Raw genomic sequence first — 14757 nt, 5'->3', positions numbered from 1 at the left:
TCAGGCCTCCTGCTTGCGCAGCGCAAGGGCCGCGAGCGCCACGTACCCCACCGCAAAGGCGCCGAGGATGAGAAGCTGAGGCGCCACATCGCTTAGCCCGAAGCCCTTGAGGAACACCCCCACCGTGATCGGCTGGAACCACGCCGCCGGAAAGGCCTCGCCAAAAAACCGCGCGCTGTCGGCAAGGATCGAGACCGGCACGATCAGCCCGGAAAAGTTCACTGTCGGGATCACCGCAATCACGGCGGTGGCAAAAACGGCAGAGACCTGCGTGCGGGTGAAGGCGGAGAGAAACAGCCCGAAGGCGGTGGTTGCGGTCACATAGAGCAGCCCCGCAAGCGCCAGAACCGGCAAGCTGCCGGTGAGGGTGAGGCCAAACACCAGAAAGGCCAGCGCGAGCAACAGCCAGAAGGCGATGAACGAGAGACCAAGATAGGGCAGTTGCTTGCCGATCAGAAATTCGAGCTTTCTCACCGGTGTGGCGTGAAAGTTTGCAATCGTGCCCGCCTCCTTCTCGCGCACCACGCTCACCGCCGACATGATCGCCGGGATCAGCATCAAAATCAGCATCAGCATTGAGGGCACCATCGCATCGGCGGAGCGGAACGCCTGATTGAACAGGAACCGAGGCGTGAGGGTGAGCCCGGTGGCGGCGCTGGGCGTGAGGTCTTCTTCCAGCCCCGAGATCACGCCGAGCGCATAGCCACGCGCCGTTTCGGCGCGAAACGGCATCGCGCCGTCGAGCCAGAGCGAGACCTCGGGCGGGCGGAGGCCGCGATGGATGTCGCGCCCGAACCCTTCGGGGATCTCGATCGCGAGCGTCGGCGTGCCGCGTTCCATGCGGTGGTTGAGCGCGTCGGGCCCGGTAAAATCCGCCTCGCGTTCAAATTGCGGGATCGCCGAGAACGAGTCGATCAGCCAGCGGCTTTCGGGCGTGCGGTCCTGATCGTTGACCGCAAAGCGCAGCCGGTCGACATCAAAGGAGATGCCAAAGCCCATTGTCAAAAGCAGGATCACGGGCCCCATCAGCGCGAAAAAGAGCCGGATCGGGTCGCGCCGCAATTCCAGCGTTTCGCGGGCGCTGTAAGCAAAGCCGCGCCCAAACGCACGGCGGAGCGCGGACGGGCGGCGGGCTTTGGGTGTTGGGGGGAGGGGGGCGGCCCCGGGCTCGGGTTCGGGGGGGAGTTCCGCCTCCAGGCAGCGGATGAAGGCCTGCTCAAGCGTGTCCGCGTCGTGGCGCCTGGTGATCTCCGCGGGCGCGCCCACATCGAGCACGCGGCCGGCATGCATGAGCGAGATCCGGTCGCAGCGCTCCGCCTCGTTCATGAAATGGGTGGAGATGAAAATCGTCACGCCGCGGTCGCGCGAGAGCGAGATCAGCTTGCGCCAGAACGCGTCGCGGGCGAGCGGGTCGACGCCCGAGGTGGGCTCGTCGAGGATCAGGATCGGCGGCTCGTGAATGAGCGCAACGGCAAGCTGCAGCCGCTGGCGGATGCCGAGCGGCAGGCTTTCGGGCATGGCATCGGCCACTTCAGCCAGCTCGAACTCCTCAAGCACCTCGGCCACGCGGGGGGCGCGTCGCGCGGGTGGCACGGCATAAAGCCGGGCATGCAGATCAAGGTTTTGACGCACCGTCAGCTCGCTATAGAGCGAGAAGCTCTGCGACATGTAGCCGATATGCATGCGCGCGGCCATGTCGCTGCGGCCAAGCGGCTCGCCAAAAAGCTCCGAGCGCCCCGAGCTTGGTTCGATGAGCCCGGTGAGCATCTTCATGGTGGTGGACTTGCCGCAGCCGTTCGAGCCGAGAAAGCCGAAGATCTCGCCCTCGGGAATGGTGAAGCTCACGTGATCAACGGCGGTAAAATCGCCAAAGCGCTTGGTCAGCCCCTCGGCGAGGATCGCGGGGACGGCGTCGGGGTGCGCGGCGCGCGGGCGCAACGCCACCCCGGTTGCGCGTTCGGAGCCGGGCAGCAGGCGGATGAAGGCCTCCTCAAGCGTGGCGGCGCCGGTGTCTGCCCGGATCGTTTCGGGCGCGCCGGTGGCGATGATCTTGCCGTCATTCATCGCGGCAAGCCAGTCGAAGCGCTCCGCCTCCTCCATATAGGCGGTGGCGACGAGCACGCTCATGCGCCCGGTCGTGCCGCGCAGCCGGTCGATCAAATCCCAGAACTGGCGCCGCGAGAGCGGGTCAACGCCGGTGGTGGGCTCGTCGAGAATGAGCAGTTCGGGGTCGTGGATCAGCGCGGCGCAAAGGCCGAGTTTTTGTTTCATCCCGCCCGAAAGCTGGCCTGCGGGGCGGTCCGGGAAGGGGGCGAGGCCGGTCGCTTCAAGGAGCATCGCGATCCGTTCCTTGCGTTCCTGCGCGCCTTGGCCAAACAGCCGCCCAAAGAACTCAAGGTTTTCGCGCACGCTGAGCGTTGGGTAAAGGTTGCGCCCAAGCCCTTGGGGCATATAGGCAATTCGTGCGCCAAGGGCGGTGCGCTCGCGGCTGGAGCTGATGTCATGGCCCAGCACCTCAAGCGTGCCGCTTTGCAATTTGCGCACGCCCGAGATCAGCCCGAGCAGGGTTGATTTGCCAACGCCATCGGGGCCGATCAGCCCGACCATCGAGCCCGCCGGGATCGCGAGCGTCACATCCTCAAGCGCAGCAATCTTGCCGTAGCGATGCGTCAGCCCTGCGATCTGCGCGGCCATCCGCGCCGGTGTCGCCTCTGCCATGGCGCTCACTCGGGCAGGGTGACGGTGAGCCGCTCGGGCCAGGGCGTGGTGGTGCGGGTGCGCACATAGCCGATGCCGCGCACCCCGGATTTGATCTGCGCCTCGAATTGCCGCAGCAATGCGCGCGGCACGCTCAGCTTGACGCGGAACACCAGCTCCTCGCGCTGCTCGGCGGTTTCCACGTTTTTCGGCGTGAACTGCGATTGCGGCGAGACAAAAGTGACCCGTGCCGGGATCACGTAATCCGGGACCGGGTCGAGGATCATCCGCGCCTCGTCGCCCACGGTGAGCGTGCCCACCACCGAGGCGGGCAGGTAAACGTTCATGTAGACATTGGAGAGGTCGAGCATCGTCAGAATCGGCGTGCCCGCGGCGATCACCTCGCCCGGTTCACGCAGGCGGTAAAGCACCCGGCCCCTGAGCGGCGCGGTGATCGTGAGGTCATCAAGCGCAAGCTGCACCTGCTCCTGATCGGCTTCGGCTGCGGCAATCATGGCCACCGCGTCAGCAATTTGCGCCTGCGCCATCGCAACCGAGGCCTTGGCGCTGTTGAGTGCATTGGTCGCATCATCAAGCGTGCTTTGCGAAGAGGTGCCGCTCTGGTTCAGCTTCACGGTGCGGTCGTAAGTCGTCTGCGCCATGTCACGCGCGCTTTGCGCCTGCATCAGCGTCGCCTCGGCCACGGCCTTGGCCGCCTCTGCGCGCATCACCGAGGCTTTGGCGGCTGTGAGCTGGGCCTTGGCATCGGCGGTGTCGATCTGCGCAACGGGCGCGCCGGTGGCAAGCAGATCGCCCTCTTCGGCGCGGACCTCGGTAATCCGCCCGGCATATTTGCTGGCCACATCAACCGTTTGCGCCTCAATCCGCCCGTTTGAGCCATAGATCCCGTTCTCTTCCGGGCTGTGGCGCAGCCGGTCAAGCAAGGCGGTAAAGCTGGTGTCCGCAAGCGCTGGCGCCGCGAGGGGCGGCAGGAGCACGAGCGCAAGGGCTGCGAGCGGGGCAAGGCGACGAAGGGCAGGCATGCGGGCTCCCGGAGCTGTGGCAATTCGAACGACTCGGTTCAGGCTAACCCTATTTCGGGCGGCGAGGCTACCCGGTTCGATCAACAGATCGTGTGCCGGGTCTCTGCCGGGTCTCGTCTGGGGGCGGGGGGGCAAAATTCCAAGGCGCGGCAGGTCTGTGTGGCGTCTTGACACATACTAAAACAATCAGGAATGGCCGAATAGTTGACGTCAATAGTCAGAATATGGCTCCAGCCAACTCCATCGCCAAAACCGAGAGGCGCAAGACCATGAACATGCCATTCCAACCTGATCCTCAAACCTCACATCTGCAGGCTTTGCCTCTGGCCCTCGCGCCGCTGGGCGTGCTGCTTGAAGTGCGCCAGCTGGTGGGCGGGCAGGCCTTCGCGCAGCGGATGCTGGCGATGGGGCTCGGTCCGGGGCGGCAGATCCGGCTGATGCAGCGCGAGGGCAACCATGTGGTGCTGGCGATCGGCGCAACGCGGTTCGGCATCGGGCGTGGCGTGGCGCAAAAGATCCTCGTGGCCGAGGCCGGGGAGGGCCGGGCATGACGCAAGAGCCAGCCAGCCTCAAGGAGATGAAAGTGGGCGAGCGCGGCCGGGTGCTGGGGCTGCAGGCGGGCGCGGGCAGCTACCGCAAGAAGCTTCTGTCGATGGGGCTGACGCCGGGGGCGGTGTTCACGGTGCAACGGATGGCGCCGATGGGCGACCCGGTCGAGATTGCGCTGCGCGGTTTCCGCCTCACCCTGCGCAAGGCCGAGGCCGATGCGCTCGCGATTGAACCCCTTCGGGAGGACGCACAATGACAAAGCGGATCATCGGCGTTGTCGGCAACCCCAACTGCGGCAAGACCACGCTTTTCAACGCGTTGACGGGGGCACGCCAGCAGGTTGGCAACTGGCCCGGCGTCACGGTCGAGCGCAAGGTGGGGCGGTTCCGGCACGGCGCGGTCGAGATTGAGCTTGTCGACCTGCCCGGCACCTATTCGCTGGATGCCGCAGAGGGTGACCTTTCGCTCGATGAGCAGATCGCGCGCGATTTTGTCGCCGGCAACGAGGCGGAAATCGTTCTCAACATTGTTGATGCCTCAAACCTTGAGCGCAATCTTTACCTCACCGCGCAGCTTCTGGAGATGAAGGTGCCGGTGGTGCTCGCCGTCAACATGCTCGACATTGCCGAGAGCCGCGGGCTGAAGCTCGATCTTGGCGCGCTGGCCGAAACCCTTGGCTGCCCGGTCTTTGGCATCGTTGCCGCCGAGGGGCGTGGGGTGGCGGATCTCAAGGCGGCCCTTGCTGCGCCCGAGGTGTTGCCGGTGCCGCGCCGGGCCTCCTTTCATGTGCCGCAGGTGCTGGCGGCCGCCGAAAAGCTGCGCCCCGCCATCGAGAGCCTTGCCGCTGCGCGCCATGCCGATCCGGGCTGGGCGGCGCTCTCGCTCCTTGAGAGCGACAGCCTCCTCGGGCCGCGCCCCGATCCGGCCCTGCGCGCCGAAATCACCACGCTCCGCGCGCGCCTCACCGAAGCGCTTGAAGAAGATATCGACATTGCGCTGGCCGATGCGCGTTACAGCTTCATCGGCACTGTGATGGCGCGGGTGCAGCGCGATGCCCGCCGGGTCTCGGAAACCACCTCGGACCGGATCGACCGGGTGGTGCTGAACCGCGTCTTCGGGGTGCCGATCTTCCTGCTTCTGATGTATCTGATGTTCCTCTTCACCATCGACCTTGGCGGCGCGCTGATCGACTTTTTCGATCTCGCGGCGGGGGCGATCTTCGTGGATGGCTTGGGCACCTTGATGGCGAGCCTTGGCAGCCCGGACTGGGCGCGCGAGCTGTTTGCCACCGGCCTTGGCGGCGGGGTGCAGACGGTCGCCACCTTCATTCCGATCGTGGTGTTTCTGTTCCTGTTCCTCTCGGCGCTGGAAGATTCGGGCTATATGGCGCGGGCGGCCTTTGTGATGGACCGGGCGATGCGCGCCATTGGCCTGCCGGGCAAGGCTTTCGTGCCGCTGATCGTCGGCTTTGGCTGCAACGTGCCCGCGATCATGGCGGCGCGCACCATCGAGCGGCACCGCGACCGGATCCTGACCATCGTCATGGCGCCGTTCATGTCGTGCGGGGCGCGGCTGCCGGTCTATGCGCTCTTTGCCGCCGTGTTCTTCCCGGTTGAGGGCGGTCTGATCGTGTTCAGCCTTTATCTTGCGGGGCTTGCGGTGGCGATCCTCTCCGGGCTTGCGCTCAAGTCAACGCTGCTTTCGGGCCCCGTCACCCCCTTCGTGATGGAATTGCCGCCCTACCACCTGCCGACGCTGAAAGGCGTGGCGATCCGCACCTGGGAAAAGACCCGCGGCTTCACCACACAGGCGGCCAAGATCATCGTGCCGATGGTGATGGTGCTCAATGTGCTCAACTCGCTTGGCACGGATGGCAGCTTTGGCAATGCCGACAGCCGCAATTCGGTGCTGAGCGAAATTGGCCGCACCATCACGCCGGTGTTCGCGCCGATGGGGATGACGGAAGAGAACTGGCCCGCCGCCGTGGGGGTGTTCACCGGCGTCTTGGCGAAAGAGGCCGTGGTGGGCACGCTCGATGCGCTTTACGAAGAGGCCGGGCGCGCCGATGCTGCCGATGCGGCACTGGCGGCGGGCGAAGAGGTCGCGGCCGAGGAGGAAGCCCCCTTCGCGCTTGCGCCTGCGCTGCTGGAGGCGTTCGCGACGATCCCGGCCAATGTCGGCGATGCGCTGGCCAACTGGGCAGACCCGCTTGGCCTTGGCGCGATTGACGAAGAGGCGGGGGCCGATGCCACGCCCACCGGTCAGGCCATGCTGGCGCGCTTTGACGGGGCGGCGGGCGCCTATGCCTATCTGATGTTCATCCTGCTCTATTTCCCCTGCACCGCCGCGCTTGCCGCGATCTGGCGCGAGGCGGGGCCGGGCTGGGCGGTGTTCATCGCCGGTTGGGCAACGGCCATCGGCTGGGGCTTTGCTACGGCGATCTATCAGGGCGCGCGCTTCAGCCTGCATCCGGCAAGCTCGGCAAGCTGGCTCGTCGGTCTCGTCATTGCCGCGGTGGCGATGTTTGGCGGGCTGCGGCTCTGGGGGCGCTGGCAGGACCGGCGCGCTCAGGCCCTTGCGGCATAGGAGGCGGTGATGGCTCTGCGTGAGATCGAGGAATATGTCGCCCGCCGGGGCAAGGTGAGCCTGCGCGACATGGCGCTGCATTTTGACCGCGACCCGGAGGCGATGCGCGCGATGGCGGCGCGGCTGGTGCACAAGGGGCGGCTGGAGCTGCGCCTTGGCGCGCCGGGCTGCACCGCCTGCGCCGCCAAGGGGGGCTGCATGAATGCCGACACCTATTGCCTGCCGGGCATGCTGGCCGAGGCGCCCGCGCCGGGGGGCGGCAGCGCTCAAAGCGCCGAGGCGGCCTGCGGCAGCAGCCAGATCCCCTCGTTTGGCGCGGTGTTGAGGCACAGCTGACAGCGATAGGCACGTGACAGGATCGGGGCGGTCATCACTTCGGAAGGCCGCCCCGCGGCGGTGATCCGTCCCGCCTCCATCAGCACCATGCGCGCGGCATTCATCGCGGTGAGGTTGAGGTCATGCATCACTGCAATCACCCCGCCGCCCGCCTTGGCAAAGCGGCGCAGCACCCCCATCACCTGCAACTGATGGCCGATGTCGAGCGCGGCGACGGGCTCATCCACAAATAGCCACGCCGGGCGGCCCTCGGCATCCTTCGGCGCCCAGACCTGCGCGCGCACCCGTGCAAGATGCCCGCGCGCCTGCTCCCCGCCCGAAAGACGCTGAAAGGGTTGATCGGCCTTCGCGCGCAGGTCGACCTCGGCCAGCGCGTCTTCCACCACGCCGGGCAGATGCGCGGCGGCGCCCGCCTGATGGCCCATCGCCACCACTTCGCGCAGCGTGAACGGAAAGCCCACCGCCGTTGCCTGCGGCAGCACCGCGCGGCGCTGGGCAAGCTGATGGGGCGCGAGACGGGAGAGCGCATCGCCCTCAAAGGTGATCGTGCCGGGGCCGGGGAGGTCACCAGTCAGGCGGCGCAAAAGCGTTGTCTTGCCCGAGCCGTTGGGGCCGACGATGGCGGTGATCTCGCCGGGGCGGGCCGCAAAATCAACGCCCTCAAACACCCAGCGCCCGCCAAGTTTTGCACCAAGCCCGGTGGCTTCAAGCATCTCAGACCTCCAGATCGGCGCGCCGCGCCAGCAAGATCCACAAAAACACCGGCGCGCCGATCAGCGCCATGATGATGCCGATGGGAAGTTCTGCCGGGGCCACGACAAGGCGCGCAATCGTGTCGGCGCCAACCAGGAGCGCGGCACCGAAAAGCGCCGAGAGCGGCAAGAGCAACCGATGCCCGGGGCCGATCGCGAGGCGCAGGATATGCGGCACGACGATGCCGAGAAAGCCGATCCCGCCCGAAACGGCGACTGCCGCGCCGGTCATCGCCGCAACCGCAAGGATCGCGGCGCGCTTGATCCGCTCGACCGGCTGGCCAAGATGGCGCGCAACGGCCTCCCCCAGGGCCATGGCGTCAAGCCCGTGCGCGAGGAAGGGGGTGAGCGCCATGCCGGCAAGGATGATCGGCGCGGCGGCGAAGACTTTGGTCCAACTTGCCCCCGCGAGCGAGCCCAGCCCCCAGAAGGTGAGGTCGCGCAGCTGCGCATCATCCGCCAGAAAGATCAGGATGCCGGTGAGCGCGCCCGCCAGCGCACCGAGCACGATCCCGGCGAGCAGGAGCGTGGCAATCGAGGTCTGGCCGCGCAAATGCGCGACCCGGTGCAGGATCAACACCGCCACCCAGCCGCCCAAAAAGGCCGAGAGCGGCACCAGATGCGGCCCGAGCGCGGCTTGCAGGCCAAGCGGCAAGAGGGAGCCGAGCACGATGGCGCCCACCGCGCCAAGCCCCGCCCCCGCGCCCACGCCCACAAGCCCCGGATCCGCCAGCGGGTTGCGAAACAGCCCCTGCATCAGCGCGCCGGACATCGCCAGCCCGGCCCCGACAAGGAGGCCAAGCGCAAGGCGCGGCAGGCGGATGTCGATCAGGATCGCGCGCTCGGAAAGGGTGAGCTCGCGCGCCCAGATCTCCCATGGCCGGAGCCCGGAGGCGCCAAGGCTGAGGCTCGCCAGCGCGCTCAGGATCAAGATCACGAGAAGCACCGCCGTTACCGCGCTGGCGGGAAGCCGGTGGTGCGGGCGCGGCGCGCGCGCGGGGGCTGAGGGGGCGAGTTGCGCGGTCACATCAGCCCTCGTCCGGGTAAAGCGCGCCATGAAGCGCGGTGATCGCCTCTGCGGTGCGGGGGCCGAAGCCGAGCAGGAACATTCCCTCCATTTCCACCAGCCGGCCCGCGCGGCCCGCCGGGGTGGCGGCGAGTGCCGGATGGGCAAGATAGGCGGCGCCTTCGGAGGGGGCATCGCCATGGCGCGCCATCACCAAAAGCACATCGGGCGCGGCGGCGGCAATCGCTTCATCGCCAAGCGCCTTGAAGCCCGAAACGCCCGCAAGCGCGTTCTCGCCGCCCGCAAGCGCGATCATCGCATCGGCCGAGGTGTCTGCGCCCGCGCCGGTGAGCCGCCCGCCCGCGCCCGAGAGAATAAAGAGCACCCGCGGTTTTGGCCCCGCACTCTGGGCGGCGGCCGTTGCGGCGGCAATCTCGGCCTCCAGCTTCGCGGCGAGGGCGGCGCCCGCCTCCGGGCGCCCCAGCGCTTGCGCGATCACCGTGACCTTGCGGGCGACCGTGGCGCCGTCATGGCCCTCGGGCACCTGCACCACCGCGATTCCTGCCGTTTCCAGCGCTTGCAGGGTTTCGGGCGGGCCCGCGCCCGCGCTCAGCACGATCAGATCGGGGTTGAGCGACAACAGCCCCTCGGGAGAGAGCGCGCGCATGTAGCCCACATCGGGCAGCGCGGTGAGCGCGGGCGGATAGGTCGTTGTGGTGTCGCGCCCCACCAGCCGGTCGGCGGCGCCAAGGGCTGCCACGATTTCGCTCGCCGCACCGCCGATCGAGAGAACGCGCTCTTGCGCGGGCGCGCTCACGGGCGCGAGCGCCAGCAATGCCGCAAAGAGGAGCCGCGTCATTCCGCGGCCTCCATCTGCTCGGCATCGGGGAGATCGGCCACAAGCGCATTCCACCCCGCGACAGCCTCCGCCCCCGCCCGCAGCACGCCAAAGATCTGCGCGATGAGCAGCCCGTTTGCGTCGAAGCATTCGACCGAATGCGCCGGGCCCCGGGCCGTGTTTTTCACCACGGCAAAGGTCTCGGCGATCTGGTCACGGCGCAGATGCAGATCGAAGCCGGGGTCGAGCACGTTGATCCAGGGCCCGGTCTCGAGCACGCGTGCAATCGGCCCGGTATGGATCTCGATGCAGCCCATATTGCCGACAAAGACCATGATCGGCACGTCGGACCCGGCGGCACGGTTGAGCAATGTTTCGACCGCGCCGGGGGCGAGCGGGCGCACGAAGGGCGCCCCCGCGAGCCGGTAGGCGCCCAGCCGGTTCATTTTCAGCTTGGCGCAGAGCCGCAGGAATTGATGCGTATCCTCAAGCGCGTTCCAGCCTTCGCGCAGGGCGTCGCGCCGTTCCGGCACGATGCGGGCGGGCTCGGGCGGGCGGCGCGGGCTGAGCGCGAGATCGGGCGCCTGATCCTCAAGGCGGAGCAGCCCCAGAAGCGGCTCCCAATGCTCGGCCTTGCTGTCGAGGCGCAGGTGGATCTTGTGCACCGCGTCCCCGGCCGCATCGAAAAACTGCAAGGAGCGCTTGACGCCCCGCGCGGTCTCTTCCTCCAGCGCAAACCCATGCACCCAATGGCTCGGGAAAATCCGCAAATCGATCGCCTCATTCACCACAAGCGCCGCATGCGGGCCGGGGCGGTAGCCATCATAGACACCGGTTTTTTCGATCACGCAGGCTTCGTTGCGGGTCAGCGCGAGGAGCGGCCCGAAGGCTTTGAGCCGGGGCAGAACCGCATCGGGATGGGCGGCGATGCGGGTGGCGCCTTGGCCAAGGAGGGCGGCACAAAGCTCCGCCTCGGCAAGGCCGAGCCGCTCGGCCAGATCGCGGGCATGCAGGCGCGGGTTTTCGGCGCGGGCGCTGCGGATGTCTTCGGGGCTGGGCAGGGGCATGGGGGGTCCTTTCTGGGGCTCAGAAGCGCAAGGTGGTGCCGATGTGGAAGGTGCGGCCGCGGCCGTTCTCGCTGGCGGAGGCGGAGAGCCAGGGCGCATAGACCTCGTCGAAGACGTTGGTCACCTTGGCGTAGAGCACGGCATTCTCGGTCAGATCGTAGCTCGCGAAGAGATCGACCAGCTCGTAGCCGTCGTCTTTCTGGTAGGGCGTCGTGGTGTAGGTGTCGGTGAACAGCCCGCCGGAAACATAGGTATATTGCGCGCCAAGGGTCAGCCGATCCGCGAGGAAATCGCGCGAGAGCCGCAGCGAGAGCGTGTCATCGGGCAGATACTGGCCCGCGCCAAGCCCCGGCATCTGGCTCGGCAGATGCGAGTCGTTATGGGTGTAGCTCAGCCCGAGATCGAACTCGGGATGCGCATAGGTGAGCTCGATCTCCACCCCCTCGGTGCGCGAGTGGCCCGGCACATTGACGAAGGCATAGCCCGTCTGGCCCCAGGCATTGGTGACGAATTGCGAGGTGACGTAGTTTTCCACGTCCATATGGTAGTAGTTCACCCGCCCGGTGAGCCGGTCGCCGCCGGTAAAGAGCCCGTCGCGGCTCAGGTTGAAGCCGATCTCGTAGCCCTCTTCGGTTTCCGGCTCGAGGTCCGGGTTGGCGATCATGCCGACCCCGCCGCCCGGATGGGTGCCGCCGAGCATCGTTTCTTGCAATGTCGGCGCACGCATGCCGCGCGACAGCGTGACATAGGGCTGGACCCAGTCGGTGAGTTGATAGGCCAGCGTCAGCTTTGGATCGATCGACTGGTCAGACACGTCGATCCTGCCCTGCGAGGCTTCGCCGTCAAGGCTGTAGCTGTTGGCGCGCAGCCCGGCGGTGATTTCCCATTTGCCCTGCGTGAACACGTTTTCAGAGAAGAGCGCCGCCCGTTTGGCCTTGCCGGTGGTGGGGTTGACGCCGCCGGAGGTGCCGCCGAGCCGGTCTTGCGAAAGCTCGATCCCGTTCGCGCTGGTGAGCGACCAGGCGCCAAGGTCGAACTGCGAGGTATTGGTGAGGTCAAAACCGGTGGTGCGGGTGGAGAGGGAGCGCCCGACATAGGCCCCGGTGCCGGAAACCCAGTCGGTTTCGGTCTTGCCGGTGTAAAGATTGGCGCGCAGGTCGATGAGCGCAGACCCCGGCGCATAGCGCAGCCCGAGTTTGGCGATGTCATTGGTGAGCTCCTGGCCGTAGCTCGTGGCAAAGAAATCGCTTTCGTAATGCATCAACGAGAAGGTGACCCGCGTGCTCTCGGTCAGGTCGTAGCCCGCCTTGAACAGCTGGGAGGAGATGTTTTCATAGGTGTCGGGCACCATCGCGCCATCGCCATCGGCGTAATCATCGCCGGTATGGCGCGAGGCGGCGAACAGCAGGTCAAACCGGTTGGTGCGCAGCGCCGCCGCGGCCATGCCGGAGCTGGTGTGGCCGTTGTCGGTTTGCTCAAGGCGCAGCATGCCGCCCTGGTTCGCCGCGCCGGTCAGCACGTCGCCCACGTCGAGCGTGCGGAAATCCGCCGCACCGGCAAAGCCGGAGCCGCCCAGCGCAGTCACCGGGCCGCGTGTGATATCGACCCCGGAGAGCAGGTTTTCATCTACGAAAACATAGCCTTGCGCGGCATGGCCCGAGAGGCGGTAGGTTTGCGGCACGCCATCGACCGACATCGCCACCCGCCCCGATCCCTCAAAGCCACGAATATTGACCGACACGCCGGGGTTGCCCGGATCCTTCTGGGTGAACACGGAGGTCTGCTGGCGCAGGAGCCCGTCAAGATCGGTGGTGGAAGTGGCGCCGCGCAGATCCTGCTCGCCCAGATGGGTGGCGTTCTCGCCCGCAAAAATCGGTGTGCCATCCTCGGCATAACCGATCACGATCTGGCCGAGGTAGAGCGGCGCATCAAGGTTTTGCGCCTGTGCAGGTGCAGCCGGCAAGGTGAGGGCAGTGCAAACGAGAAGGGCGGCCCGAAGCCGCGGCGCATGGCGCATGGAGATCTCCCAGATCAAGCGTTCTGTGCTCGCTGGCAGGCTGCTGGCATGCGGTTGCCGCAGATGTTCAATAGATGAGTGAATAAGTCAAGATTTGAAATGCACTTTGCCGGAGGGATTTGATCTCTTGCCGGGCGGTGGGCCTGCGCTAAGCTCTGGGGACAGCCCGCCTTGCGCCAGCCTTCCCCCTCTCAGATATGGAACGCCCTGATGTTTCTTGCCATGAACCGATTCACTGTGCCGCTTGAGAATGCCGAAGCCTTCGAGGCGCTTTGGCTGGGGCGCGAAAGCCGCCTCAACGAGCTGCCCGGCTTTGTTGCCTTCCACATGCTGCGCGGCCCCGAGGCGGAAGACGGCACCCGGCTTTATGCCTCGCATACGGTTTGGGAAAGCGAGGAACACTTCCGCAACTGGACCACGTCGGAGCAGTTCCGGGCCGCGCATGCGGGCGCGGGCCAGAGCCGCAAGCTCCATAGCGGAGCGCCGCGATTCGAGGGGTTCACCGCGATCCAGAGCCTTGAGGCCGGCGCGGCGCGCTAGTTCAGCGCCTGCGCCCGCGTTTCCAGCACGACCGGCACCGCGGGGGTCTCCGCGCTTTCGACCCGGCAGAAGCTTTGCCCGGCGTGCCAGATCACCGGGCAAAGCCGGTCGGCGCAGCGCAATTCCGCCTTGCCCGAGATCTCGAAATCCTCGGGCAAGGCGCCACTCGCCGCCACCGCATCGAGCGCGCGGGCGAGGTGGCGCAGAAAGGCGAGGCCGGGCGCGCAGGGGCCGCCGCAAAGCGCACAGGGGCGCGCCTCAACGAGCCGCTGCGGCTGCGGCGGGGCGCAGCGATGGGGGGCGCCGTCAGCCATCATCCTCAACCTTGATATGGCCCGGAACCGCGGCGGCTGCGGCGGCGGGCTGCGGCGGGCGGGGCCGTGGCGTGGGCGGATCGCTCTGCGGCTGGCCGGACCAGACCTGCGGATATTCGAGCCATTTCTGGATGAAGTTCCAGGATTGCTCATAGCCGTCATGGGGCAGGGTGCAGGCCGAACAATCCTTGCGCGTCAGCCCGTTGCGGTCCGTATACGTCTGGTAGGGGCCGGGGCATTCATAGGCGATGAGGGGGCAATAGCAAAACAGGCAGTTGAAGGCGCGTTTCACCCCCGGATGACAGGGCAGGAACGGGCACGCCTCATTGGTGAAGCCCTTGAAGGCCGTGTTGGTGGTGGTGTCTTTCGGCTCCATGGCTCTCTCCTGCGGGCGCCTGCTCGGGCCGGAAAGCGGACAGGGGCAGGGCGTGCACAGGCGCGCACGCATCCATGCCTCCGGGCCCGCCGCCCGGGATGGTCTTGTGGCCCGGCAGGTCTCCTGGCTTGCGGCTCACGCGCCTTTTTGCCCCTTCCCGGCCCGAGAGGGCCAGTGGTTTGGCAGAAGGCTCGCCGCTTACAGTTGCGGGGGCAGCGCCGGAGTTGCACCGGCTTCCCTCTTGCGCCTGCGGAACGCTCCGCAGGGCCTGGGCCCCGAAACCATGGGCGTGCCGGCGGGTCCTGTCAACCGCCTTGGTGTCGCTCGCGGCCAATCTGACGCGGCAGGCGCGCTTGACGCCCGCGCCGATTTCCTCTTCATTGGCGCCGTTCAAGTTCCGGTGAGAGCCGGATGAAAAGGGAATGCGGAACGGCCCTCGGGCCCAAGCCGCAGCTGCCCCCGCAACTGTGAGCGGTGAGCGACGTCGACATGCCACTGGGCCAAAGCCCGGGAAGGCCGACCGAGCGAAGACCCGCGAGCCAGGAGACCTGCTTGAGCGTTCACCCTTTCCGGGCGCGGGGCGTGCCATGGAAGCGGCCCGATCCGCAGTGGTGACATGTCGCCGTTTGCGGAGGG

14 protein-coding genes and 2 riboswitches are annotated in these 14757 nt (G+C 67.1%); of the genes, 5 read left to right on the top strand and 9 right to left on the bottom strand.

Annotated features, from left to right (window positions below; all coding sequences use genetic code 11):
- Both rbbA and ACFSM0_RS06815 read right to left on the bottom strand, forming a co-directional pair.
- On the bottom strand, window positions 1–2718 hold the full coding sequence (gene rbbA, locus ACFSM0_RS06820) for a ribosome-associated ATPase/putative transporter RbbA (protein ID WP_377388601.1): 2718 nt from the start codon (window positions 2716–2718) through the stop codon (window positions 1–3).
- A 5-nt stretch (window positions 2719–2723) separates the two neighbouring features.
- Window positions 2724–3740 carry an HlyD family secretion protein gene (locus tag ACFSM0_RS06815; RefSeq protein WP_377388599.1) on the bottom strand — a complete coding sequence of 339 codons (1017 nt, stop codon included), beginning with the start codon at window positions 3738–3740 and terminating at the stop codon, window positions 2724–2726.
- 275 nt (window positions 3741–4015) lie between these two features.
- On the opposite strand from ACFSM0_RS06815, the gene ACFSM0_RS06810 reads away from it, so the two are divergent.
- The 4 genes from ACFSM0_RS06810 to ACFSM0_RS06795 are packed head-to-tail and all read left to right on the top strand — an operon-like array spanning window position 4016 to window position 7211.
- Window positions 4016–4291, top strand: coding sequence for a FeoA family protein (locus ACFSM0_RS06810; RefSeq protein WP_377388598.1), 276 nt, complete (start codon window positions 4016–4018; stop codon window positions 4289–4291).
- The gene (locus tag ACFSM0_RS06805) at window positions 4288–4545 is read left to right on the top strand and encodes a FeoA family protein (protein WP_377388597.1); all 258 of its coding nucleotides are present in this window, start codon (window positions 4288–4290) and stop codon (window positions 4543–4545) included. The genes ACFSM0_RS06810 and ACFSM0_RS06805 overlap by 4 nt, the downstream gene beginning before the upstream one ends.
- Window positions 4542–6875 carry a Fe(2+) transporter permease subunit FeoB gene (gene feoB, locus ACFSM0_RS06800; RefSeq protein WP_377388595.1) on the top strand — a complete coding sequence of 778 codons (2334 nt, stop codon included), beginning with the start codon at window positions 4542–4544 and terminating at the stop codon, window positions 6873–6875. Before ACFSM0_RS06805 ends, feoB begins: the two co-directional genes overlap by 4 nt.
- Window positions 6876–6884: 9 nt before the next feature.
- Window positions 6885–7211 (top strand): FeoC-like transcriptional regulator, encoded by a 327-nt coding sequence (locus ACFSM0_RS06795; RefSeq protein ID WP_377388593.1) that lies wholly within the window; start codon window positions 6885–6887, stop codon window positions 7209–7211.
- On the opposite strand, the gene ACFSM0_RS06790 is transcribed toward ACFSM0_RS06795, so the two are convergent.
- From ACFSM0_RS06790 to ACFSM0_RS06770, 5 genes are read right to left on the bottom strand one after another with little or no spacing between them, the layout of a single operon-like run.
- Window positions 7142–7924 carry a heme ABC transporter ATP-binding protein gene (locus ACFSM0_RS06790; RefSeq protein WP_377388591.1) on the bottom strand — a complete coding sequence of 261 codons (783 nt, stop codon included), beginning with the start codon at window positions 7922–7924 and terminating at the stop codon, window positions 7142–7144. The genes ACFSM0_RS06795 and ACFSM0_RS06790 overlap by 70 nt on opposite strands.
- A 1-nt stretch (window position 7925) precedes the next feature.
- A complete protein-coding gene (locus ACFSM0_RS06785) occupies window positions 7926–9020 on the bottom strand; it encodes a FecCD family ABC transporter permease (protein WP_377388589.1) in 1095 nt (364 codons plus the stop codon).
- Window positions 8992–9828 (bottom strand): heme/hemin ABC transporter substrate-binding protein, encoded by an 837-nt coding sequence (locus ACFSM0_RS06780; protein WP_377388587.1) that lies wholly within the window; start codon window positions 9826–9828, stop codon window positions 8992–8994. Before ACFSM0_RS06780 ends, ACFSM0_RS06785 begins: the two co-directional genes overlap by 29 nt.
- Entirely contained in the window at window positions 9825–10874 is a 1050-nt protein-coding gene (locus ACFSM0_RS06775; RefSeq protein WP_377388585.1) for a hemin-degrading factor, read from the bottom strand. The genes ACFSM0_RS06780 and ACFSM0_RS06775 overlap by 4 nt, the downstream gene beginning before the upstream one ends.
- Before the next feature lie 19 nt (window positions 10875–10893).
- The gene (locus tag ACFSM0_RS06770) at window positions 10894–12891 is read right to left on the bottom strand and encodes a TonB-dependent receptor domain-containing protein (protein WP_377388583.1); all 1998 of its coding nucleotides are present in this window, start codon (window positions 12889–12891) and stop codon (window positions 10894–10896) included.
- A 210-nt stretch (window positions 12892–13101) separates the two neighbouring features.
- Here ACFSM0_RS06770 and hmuQ point away from each other — a divergent pair, with 210 nt between their 5' ends.
- Entirely contained in the window at window positions 13102–13431 is a 330-nt protein-coding gene (gene hmuQ / locus ACFSM0_RS06765) for a heme-degrading protein HmuQ (protein ID WP_377388581.1), read from the top strand.
- Here hmuQ and ACFSM0_RS06760 read toward each other — a convergent pair.
- Window positions 13428–13745: a hypothetical protein gene (locus ACFSM0_RS06760; protein WP_377388579.1), complete on the bottom strand. Its 318-nt coding sequence runs from the start codon at window positions 13743–13745 to the stop codon at window positions 13428–13430. The two genes, hmuQ and ACFSM0_RS06760, sit on opposite strands and share 4 nt — an antisense overlap.
- Complete coding sequence (locus tag ACFSM0_RS06755) at window positions 13738–14121, bottom strand: cysteine-rich small domain-containing protein (protein ID WP_377388577.1); 384 nt, start codon at window positions 14119–14121, stop codon at window positions 13738–13740. Before ACFSM0_RS06755 ends, ACFSM0_RS06760 begins: the two co-directional genes overlap by 8 nt.
- A 96-nt stretch (window positions 14122–14217) precedes the next feature.
- Window positions 14218–14409, bottom strand: a riboswitch (cobalamin riboswitch).
- Window positions 14410–14496: 87 nt separating this feature from the next.
- Window positions 14497–14691: riboswitch (cobalamin riboswitch) on the top strand.
- Window positions 14692–14757: the final 66 nt, after the last annotated feature.

It is taken from the genome of Rhodobacter lacus, assembly GCF_042683065.1.
Taxonomy (GTDB): Bacteria; Pseudomonadota; Alphaproteobacteria; order Rhodobacterales; family Rhodobacteraceae; genus Rhodobacter; species Rhodobacter lacus.
Note: the sequence above shows the minus strand (reverse complement) of the source record. Positions and strands in the feature narration are given on the sequence as shown.

Bases quoted from the DNA above. Each gene is read 5' to 3' on its own strand.
- ACFSM0_RS06755 (WP_377388577.1), bottom strand. From the start codon at position 14,121: ATGGAGCCGAAAGACACCACCACCAACACGGCCTTCAAGGGCTTCACC.
- ACFSM0_RS06790 (WP_377388591.1), bottom strand. From the start codon at position 7,924: ATGCTTGAAGCCACCGGGCTTGGTGCAAAACTTGGCGGGCGCTGGGTG.
- ACFSM0_RS06810 (WP_377388598.1), top strand. From the start codon at position 4,016: ATGCCATTCCAACCTGATCCTCAAACCTCACATCTGCAGGCTTTGCCT.
- ACFSM0_RS06770 (WP_377388583.1), bottom strand. From the start codon at position 12,891: ATGCGCCATGCGCCGCGGCTTCGGGCCGCCCTTCTCGTTTGCACTGCC.
- feoB (WP_377388595.1), top strand. From the start codon at position 4,542: ATGACAAAGCGGATCATCGGCGTTGTCGGCAACCCCAACTGCGGCAAG.
- ACFSM0_RS06805 (WP_377388597.1), top strand. From the start codon at position 4,288: ATGACGCAAGAGCCAGCCAGCCTCAAGGAGATGAAAGTGGGCGAGCGC.
- ACFSM0_RS06795 (WP_377388593.1), top strand. From the start codon at position 6,885: ATGGCTCTGCGTGAGATCGAGGAATATGTCGCCCGCCGGGGCAAGGTG.
- ACFSM0_RS06785 (WP_377388589.1), bottom strand. From the start codon at position 9,020: ATGGCGCGCTTTACCCGGACGAGGGCTGATGTGACCGCGCAACTCGCC.
- hmuQ (WP_377388581.1), top strand. From the start codon at position 13,102: ATGTTTCTTGCCATGAACCGATTCACTGTGCCGCTTGAGAATGCCGAA.
- ACFSM0_RS06760 (WP_377388579.1), bottom strand. From the start codon at position 13,745: ATGGCTGACGGCGCCCCCCATCGCTGCGCCCCGCCGCAGCCGCAGCGG.
- ACFSM0_RS06815 (WP_377388599.1), bottom strand. From the start codon at position 3,740: ATGCCTGCCCTTCGTCGCCTTGCCCCGCTCGCAGCCCTTGCGCTCGTG.
- ACFSM0_RS06775 (WP_377388585.1), bottom strand. From the start codon at position 10,874: ATGCCCCTGCCCAGCCCCGAAGACATCCGCAGCGCCCGCGCCGAAAAC.
- rbbA (WP_377388601.1), bottom strand. From the start codon at position 2,718: ATGGCAGAGGCGACACCGGCGCGGATGGCCGCGCAGATCGCAGGGCTG.
- ACFSM0_RS06780 (WP_377388587.1), bottom strand. From the start codon at position 9,828: ATGACGCGGCTCCTCTTTGCGGCATTGCTGGCGCTCGCGCCCGTGAGC.